The following is an 11363-nucleotide window of genomic DNA, read 5'->3' on the forward strand; positions in this document are numbered from 1 at the left end:
CGCCGGGGCTGCCCGGGAGTCACCGGTGACGCCCCGGTCAGTCCAGCGCCGGACTGGCCGACTCCCCCGGCTTGCGCTCCCGCGCCCCCTCGCGGGTGCGGCCCGCGGCCACGGTCCGGTCCGGGTTGCGGCGCAGGTACTCGCCCTCCAGGCGTGCCATGCGTTCGTTGTGCGCCCTGAGGGCGTCGTTCGAGGCGTAGAGCAGTGTGTCGTGCCGCGTGCGGTGGATCGTCTCCAGCTCCTTCATCAGCTGCTGGTCGTCCAACCGGCTGGGGTCGACTCCGTTCATGGTGGTACCCCGCTCGTCGTGTTCGTCCATACGCTTCGGGTACCCGCCCCGCAAGCAATACCGCACTGCCCCCGAGCGGCATCCGGGAGGGAACCATGGATCTCGCCTTTCTGCATCCACTCTACGAACATCAGGGCCCCTGGGCCTCCGTGTACGTGGACACCCCACCCCACACGGAGGACGCCCCCCACGAGCGGCATCTCGCGGCGGTCGCGGTCGCCCGGGAGCTGTCCGCGCAGGGGGCCGACGAGGACACCTGCGGGGCGGTGCGGGAGGCGCTGGAGGACCTGCGGCACTCGTCCGAACCGCACGGCAGGGCCGTCTTCGCGCGGGCCGGCAAGGTGGTCCTGGACCCGCCGCTGACCAGGTCCCCCGAGTCCGGCGTGGTCCGCTGGGCCCCGCTGCCGCACACCGCGCCGCTGCTGGAGCTGGCCGGCGAGGACCCGGTCTGCGTGGTGGCGTACGTCGACCGCAAGGGCGCCGACTTCGAGCTGCGCGGCGCGCTGGGCCGGCGGGACGCCGGTTCGGTGACCGGGAAGCAGTGGCCGCTGCACCGTACGAGCACGGCCGACTGGTCGGAGCGGCACTTCCAGCTGCGGGTGGAGAACACCTGGGAGCACAACGCGGCCGAGATCGCCGACGCGCTCGCCGTCTGCCAGGAGGAGACCGGCGCCGACCTGCTGATCCTGGTCGGTGAGGAGCGCGAGAAGCGGTCGGTGCGCGAGCGGCTGCCCAAGCGGCTGCACGACCTCGTCGTCGAGGCCGAGCACGGCGCCGGCAGCCGGCTGCTCGACGAGGACGTCGAACGGGCCCGCACCGGCCATGTACGGCAGCGCGCCGAGCGGGAGCTGGAACGGTTCCTCGCGGCCCGTGCACCGGGCGACGACGGGCGTCCGGGCGCCGTGGAGGGCGTGCCCGCGCTGGTCGAGGCGGCGCGTGAGCACCGTATCGACGAACTCCTGATCCGTCCGGACGGCCCGGACGCGCACCGCGAGGTGTGGATCGGCGAGGATCCCGACCAGCTGGCGGTCCGCCGTACGGAGCTGAAGATCCTCGGCGAGCAGAACTCCTGGTCGGCCCGTGCGGACGACGCGCTGATCAGGTCGGCGGTGGCGACCGGCGCGCCGGCGCTCTCGGTGACACCGGCCGCCGGAGCTGCGGGAGCTGCCGGGGCTTCCGGGGAGGAAGTCCCGGTGGGCGGCCTCGGCGCACTGCTGCGCTGGGCGTGAGACGCCCCGGAAGGGCCCGGTGACCCCAGGTCACCGGGCCCTTTCCACGCGCCGCTCGTCCCACACCGGCCCGTCGGTCTCGCGTACCCGCCCGTCCGAGCCGAAGACCAGGTAGCGGTCGAAGGACCGGGCGAACCAGCGGTCGTGGGTGACCGCGAGGACGGTCCCCTCGAAGGCCTCCAGGCCCTCCTGGAGGGCCTCCGCGGACTCCAGGTCCAGGTTGTCCGTCGGCTCGTCCAGGAGCAGCGCGGTGACGCCCTGGAGCTCCAGCAGGAGGATCTGGAAGCGGGCCTGCTGACCGCCCGAGAGCCGGTCGAAAGCCTGCTCGGCCTGGCCGGTCAGCTCGTAGCGGCGCAGCCGGGACATGGCGGCGCCGCGGTCCTGGGCGTGCTCCTTCCAGAGGATGTCCAGGAGGGTGCGGCCGAAGAGCTCGGGGTGGGCGTGGGTCTGCGCGAAGTGCCCGGGCACGACCCGCGCGCCGAGCTTCCACTCCCCCGTGTGCGCCACGGTCTGGTCGCCGGCGAGCAGCCGCAGGAAGTGCGACTTGCCGGAGCCGTTGGAGCCGAGGACGGCGACCCGCTCGCCGTAGTAGACCTCCAGGTCGAAGGGTTTCATCAGCCCGGTGAGCTCAAGTCCCTTGCAGGTGACGGCTCTTACTCCGGTACGGCCGCCCTTGAGCCGCATCTTGATGTCCTGCTCGCGCGGCGGCTCGGGCGGCGGTCCGGCCTCCTCGAACTTGCGCAGGCGGGTCTGGGCGGCACGGTACCGCGAGGCCATGTCGGGGCTGTTCTCCGCGGCTTGACGGAGCGTCAGCACCAGCTTCTTCAGCTGCGCGTGCTTCTCGTCCCACCGCCTGCGCAGTTCCTCGAAGCGGGCGAACCTGGCCTGCCGCGCCTCGTGATAGGTGGCGAACCCCCCGCCGTGCACCCAGGCGTCCGCCCCGGCCGGCGAGGGCTCCACCGACACGATCTTCTCGGCGGCCCGCGACAGCAGCTCCCGGTCGTGGGAGACGAAGAGGACCGTCTTGCGGGTCTCCTTCAGGCGCTCCTCCAGCCAGCGCTTGCCGGGCACGTCGAGGTAGTTGTCCGGCTCGTCGAGCAGCAGCACCTCGTCCGTGCCGCGCAGCAGCGCCTCCAGCACGAGCCGCTTCTGCTCACCGCCGGACAGCGTCCGCACCTGCCGGAACTGCGCCTTGTCGTACGGCACCCCGAGCGCGGCCGTGGTGCACATGTCCCACAGCGTCTCGGACTCGTACCCGCGCGCTTCGGCCCAGTCGGAGAGGGCCTGCGCGTACTTCAGCTGGGCGGCCTCGTCGTCGACGGTCATGATCAGGTGCTCGGCCCGGTCCACGGCCTCGGCGGCCTCGCGGATCCGCGGCGGCGCCACCGACACCAGCAGATCCCGTACGGTCGTCTCGTCCCGTACGGACCCCACGAACTGCCGCATCACACCCAGGCCGCCACTCACCGTGACCGTCCCGCCGTGCGGCTTCAGCTCACCGGAGACCAGCCGCAGCAGCGTCGTCTTCCCGGCCCCGTTGGGACCGACGAGCGCCACGACGGCCCCTTCCCCCACCCGGAACGACACATCGCCGAGCAGCGCCCTCCCGTCGGGAAGGTAGTACTCGAGATGCGCGGCTTCCAGATGTCCCATGGGCGGCATTGTCGGTGCGGAGACAGGACCTGGGCAAACTCATATTCCACGGTGCCGAGATCACCCAGGGGCGCGGGGAACTGCGCGATCAGCCACGGACTGCCCGCACCCGGCACAGCACAAGCACCCCCACGGCGGGTACCCGCAAGGTCATGAGCCCCGATGTCGACCTCACGTTCCCCAAGCGCGGCCGTCACCGCCTCCGGACCCTCGACTCCCGCCTCTTCCGGTTCGCGGCGGCCAGGAACTGGCCCGCGGCCGAACCGGTCCTCCCCCGCCTGAGCAGAAGCGCGAACCACGGCGTCCTCTGGTACGCCACCGCCGCGGCCATGGCAGCCGCCCGCACCCCCCGCTCCCGCCGCGCCGCCGCCCGGGGCCTCGCCTCCCTCGCCGTCGCCTCGCTGACCATCAACACCCTCGGCAAGCGCTCGGTCCGCCGCACCCGCCCCGTCCTGGACCCGGTCCCCCTGGTCCGGCAGCTCAAGCGGCAGCCGATCACGACCTCGTTCCCCTCCGGCCACTCCGCGTCCGCCGCCGCCTTCGCGACCGGCGTCGCCCTGGAGTCCCCGGCCTGGGGCGCCGCCGTGGCCCCGGTGGCCTGGTCGGTGGCGCTGTCCCGGGTGTACACGGGCGTGCACTTCCCTAGCGACGTCCTCGCGGGAGCGGCCCTCGGCGCGGGCGCCGCCTTCGCCGTGCGGGGCCTGGTGCCGACGCGCGCCCAGGTCGTGCCGCCCGCCCGGCCGCGCGCGCAGGTTCCGGCGCTGCCGGACGGCGAGGGTCTGGTGATGGTGGCGAACACCGCCTCCGGCACCGCCAACCGGGTGCGGGCCCTGCACGACGGGCTGCCGCTGGCCGAGGTCGTCGAATGCGAACCGGCCGATGTACGGGCCGAGTTGGAGAAGGCGGCGGCCCGGGCCGCGGTGCTCGGGGTGTGCGGCGGGGACGGCACCGTCAACGCGGCCGTGGAGATCGCCCTGCGCCACGACGTGCCCCTCGCGGTCCTGCCCGGCGGCACCCTGAACCACTTCGCCTACGACCTCGGCGTGGAGGGCGCGCGCGATCTGACCCGGGCGGTGCGGCAGGGCGAGGGGGTGCGGGTGGACGTGGGGCGGTACACCGGCGACGGTCGCGAGGGGGTCTTCGTCAACGCGTGCAGCCTGGGCGTGTACCCGGAGCTGGTGCGGGAGCGGGAGCGCTGGTCGCGCCGGATCGGCGGCTGGCCGGCCGGGGTGGTCGGGGCGCTGCGGGTGCTGCGGGCCGACCGGCATCCGCTGGAGGCCGGGTTCCGCGGCCGGGCCCGGCCGCTGTGGCTGCTGTTCGTCGGCAACGGCACCTACCACCGGATGGGGCTCGCGCCCGGCCGCCGCAGCGACCTCGCGGACGGGCGGTTCGACGTGCGGGTGGTGCACGGGGGACGGCGGCCCGCACTGCGGCTGCTCGCCGCCGCCGTCGCGGGCCCCCTGACCCGCTCCCCCGTCCACGCGGCGGTTCAGGTCGGCCGCCTCCGCCTGACCGGTGTCGCGCCGGGCACGCTGCTCGCCTACGACGGCGAAGTGACCGAGGTGGAGGGCGAGGTGACGCTGGAGAAGCTGCCCGAGGCGCTCACCGTGTACCGCCCGCTGCCCGGCAACTGAACCCCATATCTGATGACTCGTCAGTCCATATGGCAATACACGGGTCTCACCATGCGACATCCGAGGCGTACGGTTCAGCCATGTCGAACTCTCAGGGCACACCGCGGGAGACCGCCGTCTACACGCACGGGCACCACGAGTCCGTGCTGCGTTCGCACACCTGGCGTACCGCCGCCAACTCGGCGGCCTATCTGCTCGGTTCGCTCAAGCCCCACATGAAGATCCTGGACATCGGCTGCGGACCGGGCACGATCACCGCCGACCTGGCCGCGTTGGTCCCCGGCGGGCACGTCACCGGGGTGGACCACGCGCCCGGCATCCTGGACCAGGCCCGGGCCGTATCGGCCGAACGGGGTCTCGCCAACGTCGACTTCGCGGTCGCGGACGTGCACGCGCTGGACTTCCCGGACGACACCTTCTGCGTGGTCCACGCCCACCAGGTGCTCCAGCACGTCGGCGACCCGGTGCGGGCGCTGCGCGAGATGCTGCGGGTGATCAGGCCGGGCGGCTACATCGCGGTCCGCGACTCGGACTACGCCGCCATGACCTGGTACCCGGCGTCCACCGGGCTCGACGACTGGCTGGACCTGTACCGCCGGGTGGCCCGCGCCAACGGCGGGGAGCCGGACGCCGGGCGCCGGCTGAAGTCCTGGGCGCTGCGGGCCGGCCTGAGGGACATCACGGCGACCTCCGGCACCTGGACGTACTCCACCGCCGAGGAGCGCGCGTGGTGGAGCGGGCTGTGGGCGGACCGGACGCTGGCTTCCGCGTACGCGGAGCGGGCGACCGAGGGCGGCCACGCCACCACGGGGGAATTGCGGGCCGTCTCGGACGCCTGGCGGACATGGGGCGAGCAGGAGGACGGCTGGTTCTGTGTCCTGCACGGGGAAATCCTGTGCAGGAAAGAAGCCTGAATTCCGGAATTCGGGAAACCCGGAAAAGCAGGAGGTTCAGCTCATGATTGCCATCCTGCTCGTACTGCTTCTGGTGCTGATTCTCTTCGGTGCCGGATTCGCGGTGAAGATTCTCTGGTGGATCGCACTGGCCGTGCTGGTCCTGTGGCTGCTGGGGTTCCTGCTGCGCGGGACGACAGCGGGCGGCGGCAGGGGCCGTTGGTACAGGTGGTGAGGTGCCCCGGATCATGCCCGGGGAAGCACCCGGATTCAGTCCCGGGGAAGCAGTGGTCCCAGCGGCCCGAGGTCCAGGTTCAGGTCCTCGGGCCGCAGTCCGTAGCGCTCGCGCAGCTCGGTCATGCGGTCGTCGAGCAGCATCAGGGTGAGCCCGATCCGCTCCTCCTGCTCCTCGCTCAGGTCCCCCTCGTCGAACCGGCGCAGCGCCTGGCGCTCCATGAGCTGCCGCAGCAGTTCCACCACGGTCAGCACGAGTTTGACCAGGTCCCGCTCGACGGTGTCGGGCTCCAGGTCCAGCCGGTTGGGTCGGGCCGTCACGTCAGTCTCCCCACGGTGAGGGTACTTGCGCGTTGACCGAGCTGATCAGCGCGTTCAGGTCGATGCGGACGAGGTCGACGTCCGCGATGCGCAAGGTGATGTCCCCCGTGATGACGACCCCGCCGGCCAGCAGCCGGTCGAGGAGGTCGACGAGGGCCACCTCGCGCCGTTCGATCACGGTCACGGGCGCTCCTCCTCGCTGAGTTCCGTGTCGCTGAGTTCCGTGAAGGAATAGGCGGCCCACGGTCCGGTGAGTTCCACGCGCATTCCCGGGGTGTCGTCCTTCATACGGTCGACCAGTTCCACGAATTCCTCGGAATCCGCGCGCGGTACGAGATAGGCGGCGTTGAGGACGTTCCGTCCGGGGGCGCCGGAAAGCGTGGCGTTCTGCGGGGCGTGCAGCCGGGAGTCCTCGGCATGGGCGGACAGCATGTCGTGGAGACGGGTCGCGAAGGACTCCGCCTTCTGCCAGCTGTCCTCGTGCGCCTTGGTCTGCTGTCGCCGCTGCCGCAGGTAGTCCCGGCCGGACACCGGCTGGGCCGGCTTCTCCTGCTCCGGTTCGCGCTTCTCGGCTTCGGCGTACACCTTGACGCCCCATTCGACCCGGCCCTGCACCCGGTCGAGGATGCGGTGGAAGTCCTCCTCGCGCGCCTCCATCATCGTCCGTACGCCGCTGTCGTCGCGGAAGACGGTGCCGAGCCGCAGCGGCAGCGGGGTGGTGACGGCGGTCAGCGCGTCGATGACGCACTGGTGGGCCCGGGCGGTGGCGGTCAGCCACTCCAGGTCCTCCAGATGGGCCCGGAGCGGGGCTTCGGCGAAGTCCCGCTCCGGCACATGGCTCACCACGGCGATCAGACCGTGGTGGGTGAGCAGCCGCGGCGGATCGCCCCCCAGTCCCGTCAGCTGGGACTGGAGGGCGGCGCCGAAGGGACGGCACACGGCGTAGACGTAACGCAGTCCGGTCATGAACCCTCCTCCTGCGCCCGGCGGGGCTCCAGTTCCTCCAGCCGGGCCAGCCGCTCGCGCAACTCGGCGTTCTCACGGGACAGTTCGTCCCGGCGGGCCTTGGTGGACAGGGCCGGATCGTCCTCCCACCAGTCGATGCCCATTTCCTTGGCCTTGTCGACCGAGGCGACGATGAGCCGCAGCTTGATGGTGAGCAGCTCGATGTCGAGCAGGTTGATGCGGATGTCGCCCGCGATGACGATGCCCTTGTCCAGCACTCGCTCCAGGATGTCGGCCAGGTTCGCGCCGCTCCCCTGGCCGTACGGGTCCGGGAGCCGGCTGGGCATGCTCATCGTCGGCTCCCGCCCTCGGCGTACTCTTCCTCGTCCTCCGGAGCCTCTTCCTCTTCCTCCTCGGGCAGCTCGTCCTCGGCCTCTTCGTCCTCGGGCAGCTCGTCCGCGGGCTCCTCGTCCTCGGCGAGCTCGTCCTCAGGCTCGTCCTCGGGCTCCTCCTCGTCGTACTCCTCGTACTCGTCCTCGGCCTCCTCGTCCGGGACGTCCTCGTCCTCTTCCTCCTCGTCCCGATACTCGTCGTCGGGCTCGGTGTCCTCGTCGGCGGAGGCCTCGGCGCCCTCTTCGTCCTCGGCGCCCTCCTCTTCCTCCTCCGCCACCGCGTCCTCGTGGCTCTTGACGACCTCGCCGTCCTGGATCTCGCCGCGCCAGCCGTCCTCCGCCTCGCCCTTGAGGGTGATGAAGCGGGCGAAGTGCTTGAGGTCGAGCCGGGCCCGGCGGCCCTGGGCGCGCCAGATGTTGCCGGTCTTCTCGAAGAGGCCCGTGGGGTAGTACTCGATCACCAGCAGGACGCGGGTGAGGTTGTCGGCGAGCTTGTGGAAGGACACGACGCCCTTGGTGGTGCCCTTGGCGCCCTCCGAGGTCCACTGGATCCGCTCGTCGGGGACCTGTTCGGTGGTGGTCGCCTTCCAGCTGCGGCTGGACCAGAAGATCTTCGCCTGCCAGTCGGTGTGGGTGTCGTCGGCGCGGTTCGCGCTCTTGACGCCCTTCGCGAAGGTGGAGAAGTCCTGGTACTGGGTCCACTGGTCGTAGGCGGTGCGCACATCCACGCCCACGTCGATGAACTCCATGATCACCGTGGGCTTCTGGCCCGCGCCGCCCTTTTTCTTGCCCTTGCCGCCGCCGAGGTTCTTGAAGGCGCCGACCACGCTGTCCTTGGCCTTGCCCGCTCCGAGCTCCAGCGCGCTGCGCAGCGGCCCCTTGCCCTCGGCGAGCTTCTTGCCGCCGTCGAGGGCGAGCTTGGCGAAGCCGGGGCTGTTGCCCTCGGCGATGTCGTTGAGCTTGCCGGTGGTCTCGCCCAGCTTGTGGCCGACGCCGACCAGCATCCGCTGGACCTGCGCGGAGAGGTACTCCTGCACCTCGGCCTTGAGCCGGTCGGCGGCCTCGCTGTGGGCCAGGTCGGTCAGCGGGTTGCTCTTGGCCTTGTCGGTGGCGTCGCGTGCGGATCCGAGTGTCTCGGTCATCACTCATCGCCTCCCTTCGGCAGCCGGGACCGGGTGCCTCGGCCGGCCCCCCTGGCCGCGGTCGCCTTCTTGGCGGCCGTCTTCTTCGCCGTGGTCTTCTTGGCCGCCGTCTTCTTGCCGGCGGTGCGGCTCTGCGAGGTCTTCTTGGCCGGCGCCTTCTTCGCGGGCGCCTTCTTGGCCGTCTTCTTCGCGGGGGCCCGCTTGGCGGTCTTCCTGGCCGCTGCCGGAGCCTCGTCCGACTCGTCCTCGTCCTCGTCGTCGGCGCTCTCGTCCTCGTCCTCGTCCGTGGGTTCGTCCGAGGTCTCGTCGTCGGCTTCGGCGCCCTTGGTGCCAGTCTCCTCCTCGTCCGGCTCCTCGTCCTCTTCGGAGTCCTCGTCCTCGTAGAGGCCGGGCACCTCCTTCGCCGCGCCCGAGAGCTCGTCGCGGACCTGGGCGGTACGGCCGTGCAGCCGGTCGGCGATCGCGTTGATCTGCCGCTCCACCATGGCCCCCGAGGCCGCCTTGCCGACGCCTCGCAGGTCCTCGCGGAGCGTGTCCCCGATCTCCTTGAACTGCGGGTTCTTCAGCAGTTGCTGGGAAACCAGGTCAGCGACCGCCTTCGGGCTGAGGTGCATCCGCTTGCCGGCCACGATCGTGCCGACCGCGAAGGCCAGTTTCAGTTTCTTCGTACGTCCCAGGAGATATCCGGCCCCTACCGCGAGGCCCATTCCCACTCGGTTCATCGTGTCGTCCCGTCGCCAGTCCCCGCGCCGCCGCGCAGGCCGATCTCCAGTCGTTCGAGGAGTTCGTCCTCCTGTCGGTCGAATTCCTCCTCGTCGATCTCGCCCGCCTCGAGACGCTCCTCGAGCCGGGCGAGTTCGGCCCGGACCGCTGCCGGGTCGTAGTAGAGGCGCTCCGCTTCGTTCAGCACCTGTCTGATCACCCAGGCGCTGCCGCGCACCGGGGCGAAGGGCAGGAGCAGTACCTCTCCGATGAGACCCACGGCCGGTTCACTCCTCCGCGTGGTCGATGCCCACCGTGGTGCCCGCGGGCTCGCCCGGTCCGGGTTCGACGAAGCTGTACGGCGGCAGCGGGCCGTTGACCCGCAGGTCGAGGTGCGGATGGCTCTTGCGGAGCTGGTCCACCGCCTCCAGGAAGGACGCCGCGGAGTCACGCTCGACCATGAACGACACGTTGGCCAGCCAGCCGCTGGACTCGGGCCCGACGCTGATCGCCTCGGCGACCGGCTCCAGGGCCTGCCGCACCTCGTTGGCGTCCTCGGCCTCACGGGCCTTGACCGCGGCCACGACCATCTCGCCGAGCCGGAGGCGCTCCTCGTAACTGCCGCCGCCCGCCCGCCGGTTGGCCTCGGTGACGGAACGGATCTCCGGGTTGTCGGACATCACGCGGTGCAGTACGGCCTCTTCGTCGTGCGTGGCCTTGACGTTGTACTCGACCTTGCCGTCGAGGGTGCGCAGCCGCTCCTTGTAGTGGTCGGCGCGTTCCGCGAGGACCGAGGTGACGGTGTCGTCGTCGGGCGCCACGCTGCCGAACCGCATGGGCAGCACACAGCCCGCCGCACCCACCTCGCTCAGCACGTTCTGGTGGGCGAGCAGGTCACGGCGCTTGGGCTTGAGGCCCTCGGGGGCGTCGCTGACGATGGCCGCCAGGTCGCCCTCCGTCAGCACCCGCACCTCGCGTGCGGGGTCGCCGACCCCTCCCAGGCCCTCGGGAAAGTCGGGGTGGGAGGCGGCGGTGATGCCGTACACGTACGTGCTCACTCCTGCTCCTCCTTCCTGCGCGAGGCGGTGGACTTACGGGTGCGCGGCCGGGACTCGCTCTGGCCGTCTCCCTCACGCGCCTGCTTGAAGGCGTCGGAGATGGTCTCCGCGGCGCCGGAGAGGGCGCCCTTGGACTTGCCGCGCGCGCCGGACTCGGTGATCTCGCCCATGATGTCGGGCAGGCCCGGGCTCTTGTTCCGCCCGGACTCGAGGTCGAGCCGGTTGCACGCCTCGGCGAAGCGCAGATAGGTGTCGACGCTGGCCACCACGACCCGTACGTCGATCTTCAGGATCTCGATGCCCACGAGGGAGACTCGTACGAATGCGTCGATGACGAGCCCCCTGTCGAGGACAAGCTCCAGGACGTCGTAGAGACCACTGGTGCCGCCTCCACCGCCCTGCTGTGCCGGGACGACGGTCATGCCGACCATGCCTCCTTGTCGATGGTGTCGTGAACGGTCCGATGCGGGCGGTCTAGCGACCGCCCTGCCTGTGTGCGTCGGCCCGGCCGCGTTCGTAGCGGCGAACGCGGCGGTAGCCGGTGAGCTGCCCTTCGGGGTCGAGTTCGACCTGGTAGCTCGCCATCAGGCTCATCGTGTCGGGAACACGGGAGAGTTCGAGGACCTCGACCTCCACCGACCAGCCGTCCTCGGTCTGCTCGAAGGAGGAGACGTTCTCGGCGGTCATGCCGGTCAGCTCGGAGAGCTGGGCGCGCGCCTGGCGCAGCACCTCCATCGGCTTGGGCCGTCGCTCGTCCGTCACGTTCTCTTCCGTGTCCTTTTCTTTCCCTCTGGGGGAATTCCGTGAATCCTGTGATGCAGATGTGTCTCTTGTGTTCGCCATGGCCACCTCTCACCTCGGGTGGCCGCTC

At 71.1% G+C, this 11363-nt stretch carries 16 protein-coding genes; 4 read left to right on the forward strand and 12 right to left on the reverse strand.

All coding sequences use genetic code 11. From position 1 onward, the window contains the following. Nucleotides 1-37: 37 nt before the first annotated feature. Nucleotides 38-319, reverse strand: a complete 282-nt coding sequence (locus OHN19_RS07855) for a DUF6158 family protein (RefSeq protein WP_330263463.1) — start codon at nucleotides 317-319, stop codon at nucleotides 38-40. A gap of 65 nt (nucleotides 320-384) precedes the next feature. Here OHN19_RS07855 and OHN19_RS07860 point away from each other — a divergent pair, with 65 nt between their 5' ends. Then, a complete protein-coding gene (locus OHN19_RS07860) occupies nucleotides 385-1518 on the forward strand; it encodes a Vms1/Ankzf1 family peptidyl-tRNA hydrolase (protein ID WP_330263464.1) in 1134 nt (377 codons plus the stop codon). Nucleotides 1519-1548: 30 nt separating this feature from the next. Here OHN19_RS07860 and OHN19_RS07865 read toward each other — a convergent pair whose 3' ends face one another. Further along, a complete protein-coding gene (locus OHN19_RS07865) occupies nucleotides 1549-3171 on the reverse strand; it encodes an ABC-F family ATP-binding cassette domain-containing protein (RefSeq protein ID WP_330263465.1) in 1623 nt (540 codons plus the stop codon). A gap of 152 nt (nucleotides 3172-3323) precedes the next feature. Here OHN19_RS07865 and OHN19_RS07870 point away from each other — a divergent pair, with 152 nt between their 5' ends. The 3 genes from OHN19_RS07870 to OHN19_RS07880 all read left to right on the forward strand — a co-directional run bounded on the left by OHN19_RS07870 (nucleotide 3324) and on the right by OHN19_RS07880 (nucleotide 5933). Further along, nucleotides 3324-4805: a bifunctional phosphatase PAP2/diacylglycerol kinase family protein gene (locus OHN19_RS07870; RefSeq protein ID WP_330263466.1), complete on the forward strand. Its 1482-nt coding sequence runs from the start codon at nucleotides 3324-3326 to the stop codon at nucleotides 4803-4805. 80 nt (nucleotides 4806-4885) lie between these two features. After that, nucleotides 4886-5719, forward strand: coding sequence for a class I SAM-dependent methyltransferase (locus OHN19_RS07875; RefSeq protein WP_330263467.1), 834 nt, complete (start codon nucleotides 4886-4888; stop codon nucleotides 5717-5719). Nucleotides 5720-5762: 43 nt separating this feature from the next. Next, the gene (locus OHN19_RS07880; RefSeq protein ID WP_330263468.1) at nucleotides 5763-5933 is read left to right on the forward strand and encodes a hydrophobic protein; all 171 of its coding nucleotides are present in this window, start codon (nucleotides 5763-5765) and stop codon (nucleotides 5931-5933) included. 35 nt (nucleotides 5934-5968) lie between these two features. Here OHN19_RS07880 and OHN19_RS07885 read toward each other — a convergent pair whose 3' ends face one another. Genes OHN19_RS07885 through OHN19_RS07930 form a run of 10 tightly spaced genes read right to left on the reverse strand, consistent with a single transcriptional unit; the run spans nucleotide 5969 to nucleotide 11335 of the window. Then, a complete protein-coding gene (locus OHN19_RS07885; RefSeq protein ID WP_141207728.1) occupies nucleotides 5969-6253 on the reverse strand; it encodes a gas vesicle protein K in 285 nt (94 codons plus the stop codon). Between the two features lies 1 nt (nucleotide 6254). Then, nucleotides 6255-6437, reverse strand: coding sequence for a gas vesicle protein (locus tag OHN19_RS07890; RefSeq protein ID WP_020133312.1), 183 nt, complete (start codon nucleotides 6435-6437; stop codon nucleotides 6255-6257). After that, nucleotides 6434-7219 (reverse strand): GvpL/GvpF family gas vesicle protein, encoded by a 786-nt coding sequence (locus OHN19_RS07895; RefSeq protein WP_330263469.1) that lies wholly within the window; start codon nucleotides 7217-7219, stop codon nucleotides 6434-6436. Before OHN19_RS07895 ends, OHN19_RS07890 begins: the two co-directional genes overlap by 4 nt. Beyond that, complete coding sequence (locus OHN19_RS07900; RefSeq protein WP_020133314.1) at nucleotides 7216-7551, reverse strand: gas vesicle protein; 336 nt, start codon at nucleotides 7549-7551, stop codon at nucleotides 7216-7218. Before OHN19_RS07900 ends, OHN19_RS07895 begins: the two co-directional genes overlap by 4 nt. Further along, entirely contained in the window at nucleotides 7548-8732 is a 1185-nt protein-coding gene (locus OHN19_RS07905) for an SRPBCC family protein (protein WP_330263470.1), read from the reverse strand. Before OHN19_RS07905 ends, OHN19_RS07900 begins: the two co-directional genes overlap by 4 nt. Beyond that, on the reverse strand, nucleotides 8732-9454 hold the full coding sequence (locus OHN19_RS07910; protein WP_330263471.1) for a DNA primase: 723 nt from the start codon (nucleotides 9452-9454) through the stop codon (nucleotides 8732-8734). The genes OHN19_RS07905 and OHN19_RS07910 overlap by 1 nt, the downstream gene beginning before the upstream one ends. Beyond that, a complete protein-coding gene (locus tag OHN19_RS07915) occupies nucleotides 9451-9714 on the reverse strand; it encodes a gas vesicle protein GvpG (RefSeq protein ID WP_030313116.1) in 264 nt (87 codons plus the stop codon). The genes OHN19_RS07910 and OHN19_RS07915 overlap by 4 nt, the downstream gene beginning before the upstream one ends. A gap of 7 nt (nucleotides 9715-9721) precedes the next feature. Beyond that, complete coding sequence (locus OHN19_RS07920; RefSeq protein ID WP_330263472.1) at nucleotides 9722-10492, reverse strand: GvpL/GvpF family gas vesicle protein; 771 nt, start codon at nucleotides 10490-10492, stop codon at nucleotides 9722-9724. Beyond that, nucleotides 10489-10914, reverse strand: a complete 426-nt coding sequence (locus tag OHN19_RS07925; protein ID WP_330263473.1) for a gas vesicle structural protein GvpA — start codon at nucleotides 10912-10914, stop codon at nucleotides 10489-10491. Before OHN19_RS07925 ends, OHN19_RS07920 begins: the two co-directional genes overlap by 4 nt. Nucleotides 10915-10966: 52 nt before the next feature. Beyond that, complete coding sequence (locus tag OHN19_RS07930; protein WP_330263474.1) at nucleotides 10967-11335, reverse strand: gas vesicle protein; 369 nt, start codon at nucleotides 11333-11335, stop codon at nucleotides 10967-10969. Nucleotides 11336-11363 lie beyond the last annotated feature (28 nt).

Origin of the sequence: Streptomyces griseorubiginosus (genome assembly GCF_036345115.1) — a bacterium.
In the GTDB taxonomy this organism is placed as follows: domain Bacteria; phylum Actinomycetota; class Actinomycetes; order Streptomycetales; family Streptomycetaceae; genus Streptomyces; species Streptomyces griseorubiginosus_C.

Excerpts from the sequence above, each read along its gene's own strand:
- OHN19_RS07855 (WP_330263463.1), bottom strand. The coding sequence starts at position 319 with ATGGACGAACACGACGAGCGGGGTACCACCATGAACGGAGTCGACCCC.
- OHN19_RS07860 (WP_330263464.1), top strand. The coding sequence starts at position 385 with ATGGATCTCGCCTTTCTGCATCCACTCTACGAACATCAGGGCCCCTGG.
- OHN19_RS07865 (WP_330263465.1), bottom strand. The coding sequence starts at position 3,171 with ATGGGACATCTGGAAGCCGCGCATCTCGAGTACTACCTTCCCGACGGG.
- OHN19_RS07870 (WP_330263466.1), top strand. The coding sequence starts at position 3,324 with ATGAGCCCCGATGTCGACCTCACGTTCCCCAAGCGCGGCCGTCACCGC.
- OHN19_RS07875 (WP_330263467.1), top strand. The coding sequence starts at position 4,886 with ATGTCGAACTCTCAGGGCACACCGCGGGAGACCGCCGTCTACACGCAC.
- OHN19_RS07880 (WP_330263468.1), top strand. The coding sequence starts at position 5,763 with ATGATTGCCATCCTGCTCGTACTGCTTCTGGTGCTGATTCTCTTCGGT.
- OHN19_RS07895 (WP_330263469.1), bottom strand. The coding sequence starts at position 7,219 with ATGACCGGACTGCGTTACGTCTACGCCGTGTGCCGTCCCTTCGGCGCC.
- OHN19_RS07900 (WP_020133314.1), bottom strand. The coding sequence starts at position 7,551 with ATGAGCATGCCCAGCCGGCTCCCGGACCCGTACGGCCAGGGGAGCGGC.
- OHN19_RS07905 (WP_330263470.1), bottom strand. The coding sequence starts at position 8,732 with ATGACCGAGACACTCGGATCCGCACGCGACGCCACCGACAAGGCCAAG.
- OHN19_RS07910 (WP_330263471.1), bottom strand. The coding sequence starts at position 9,454 with ATGAACCGAGTGGGAATGGGCCTCGCGGTAGGGGCCGGATATCTCCTG.
- OHN19_RS07925 (WP_330263473.1), bottom strand. The coding sequence starts at position 10,914 with ATGACCGTCGTCCCGGCACAGCAGGGCGGTGGAGGCGGCACCAGTGGT.
- OHN19_RS07930 (WP_330263474.1), bottom strand. The coding sequence starts at position 11,335 with ATGGCGAACACAAGAGACACATCTGCATCACAGGATTCACGGAATTCC.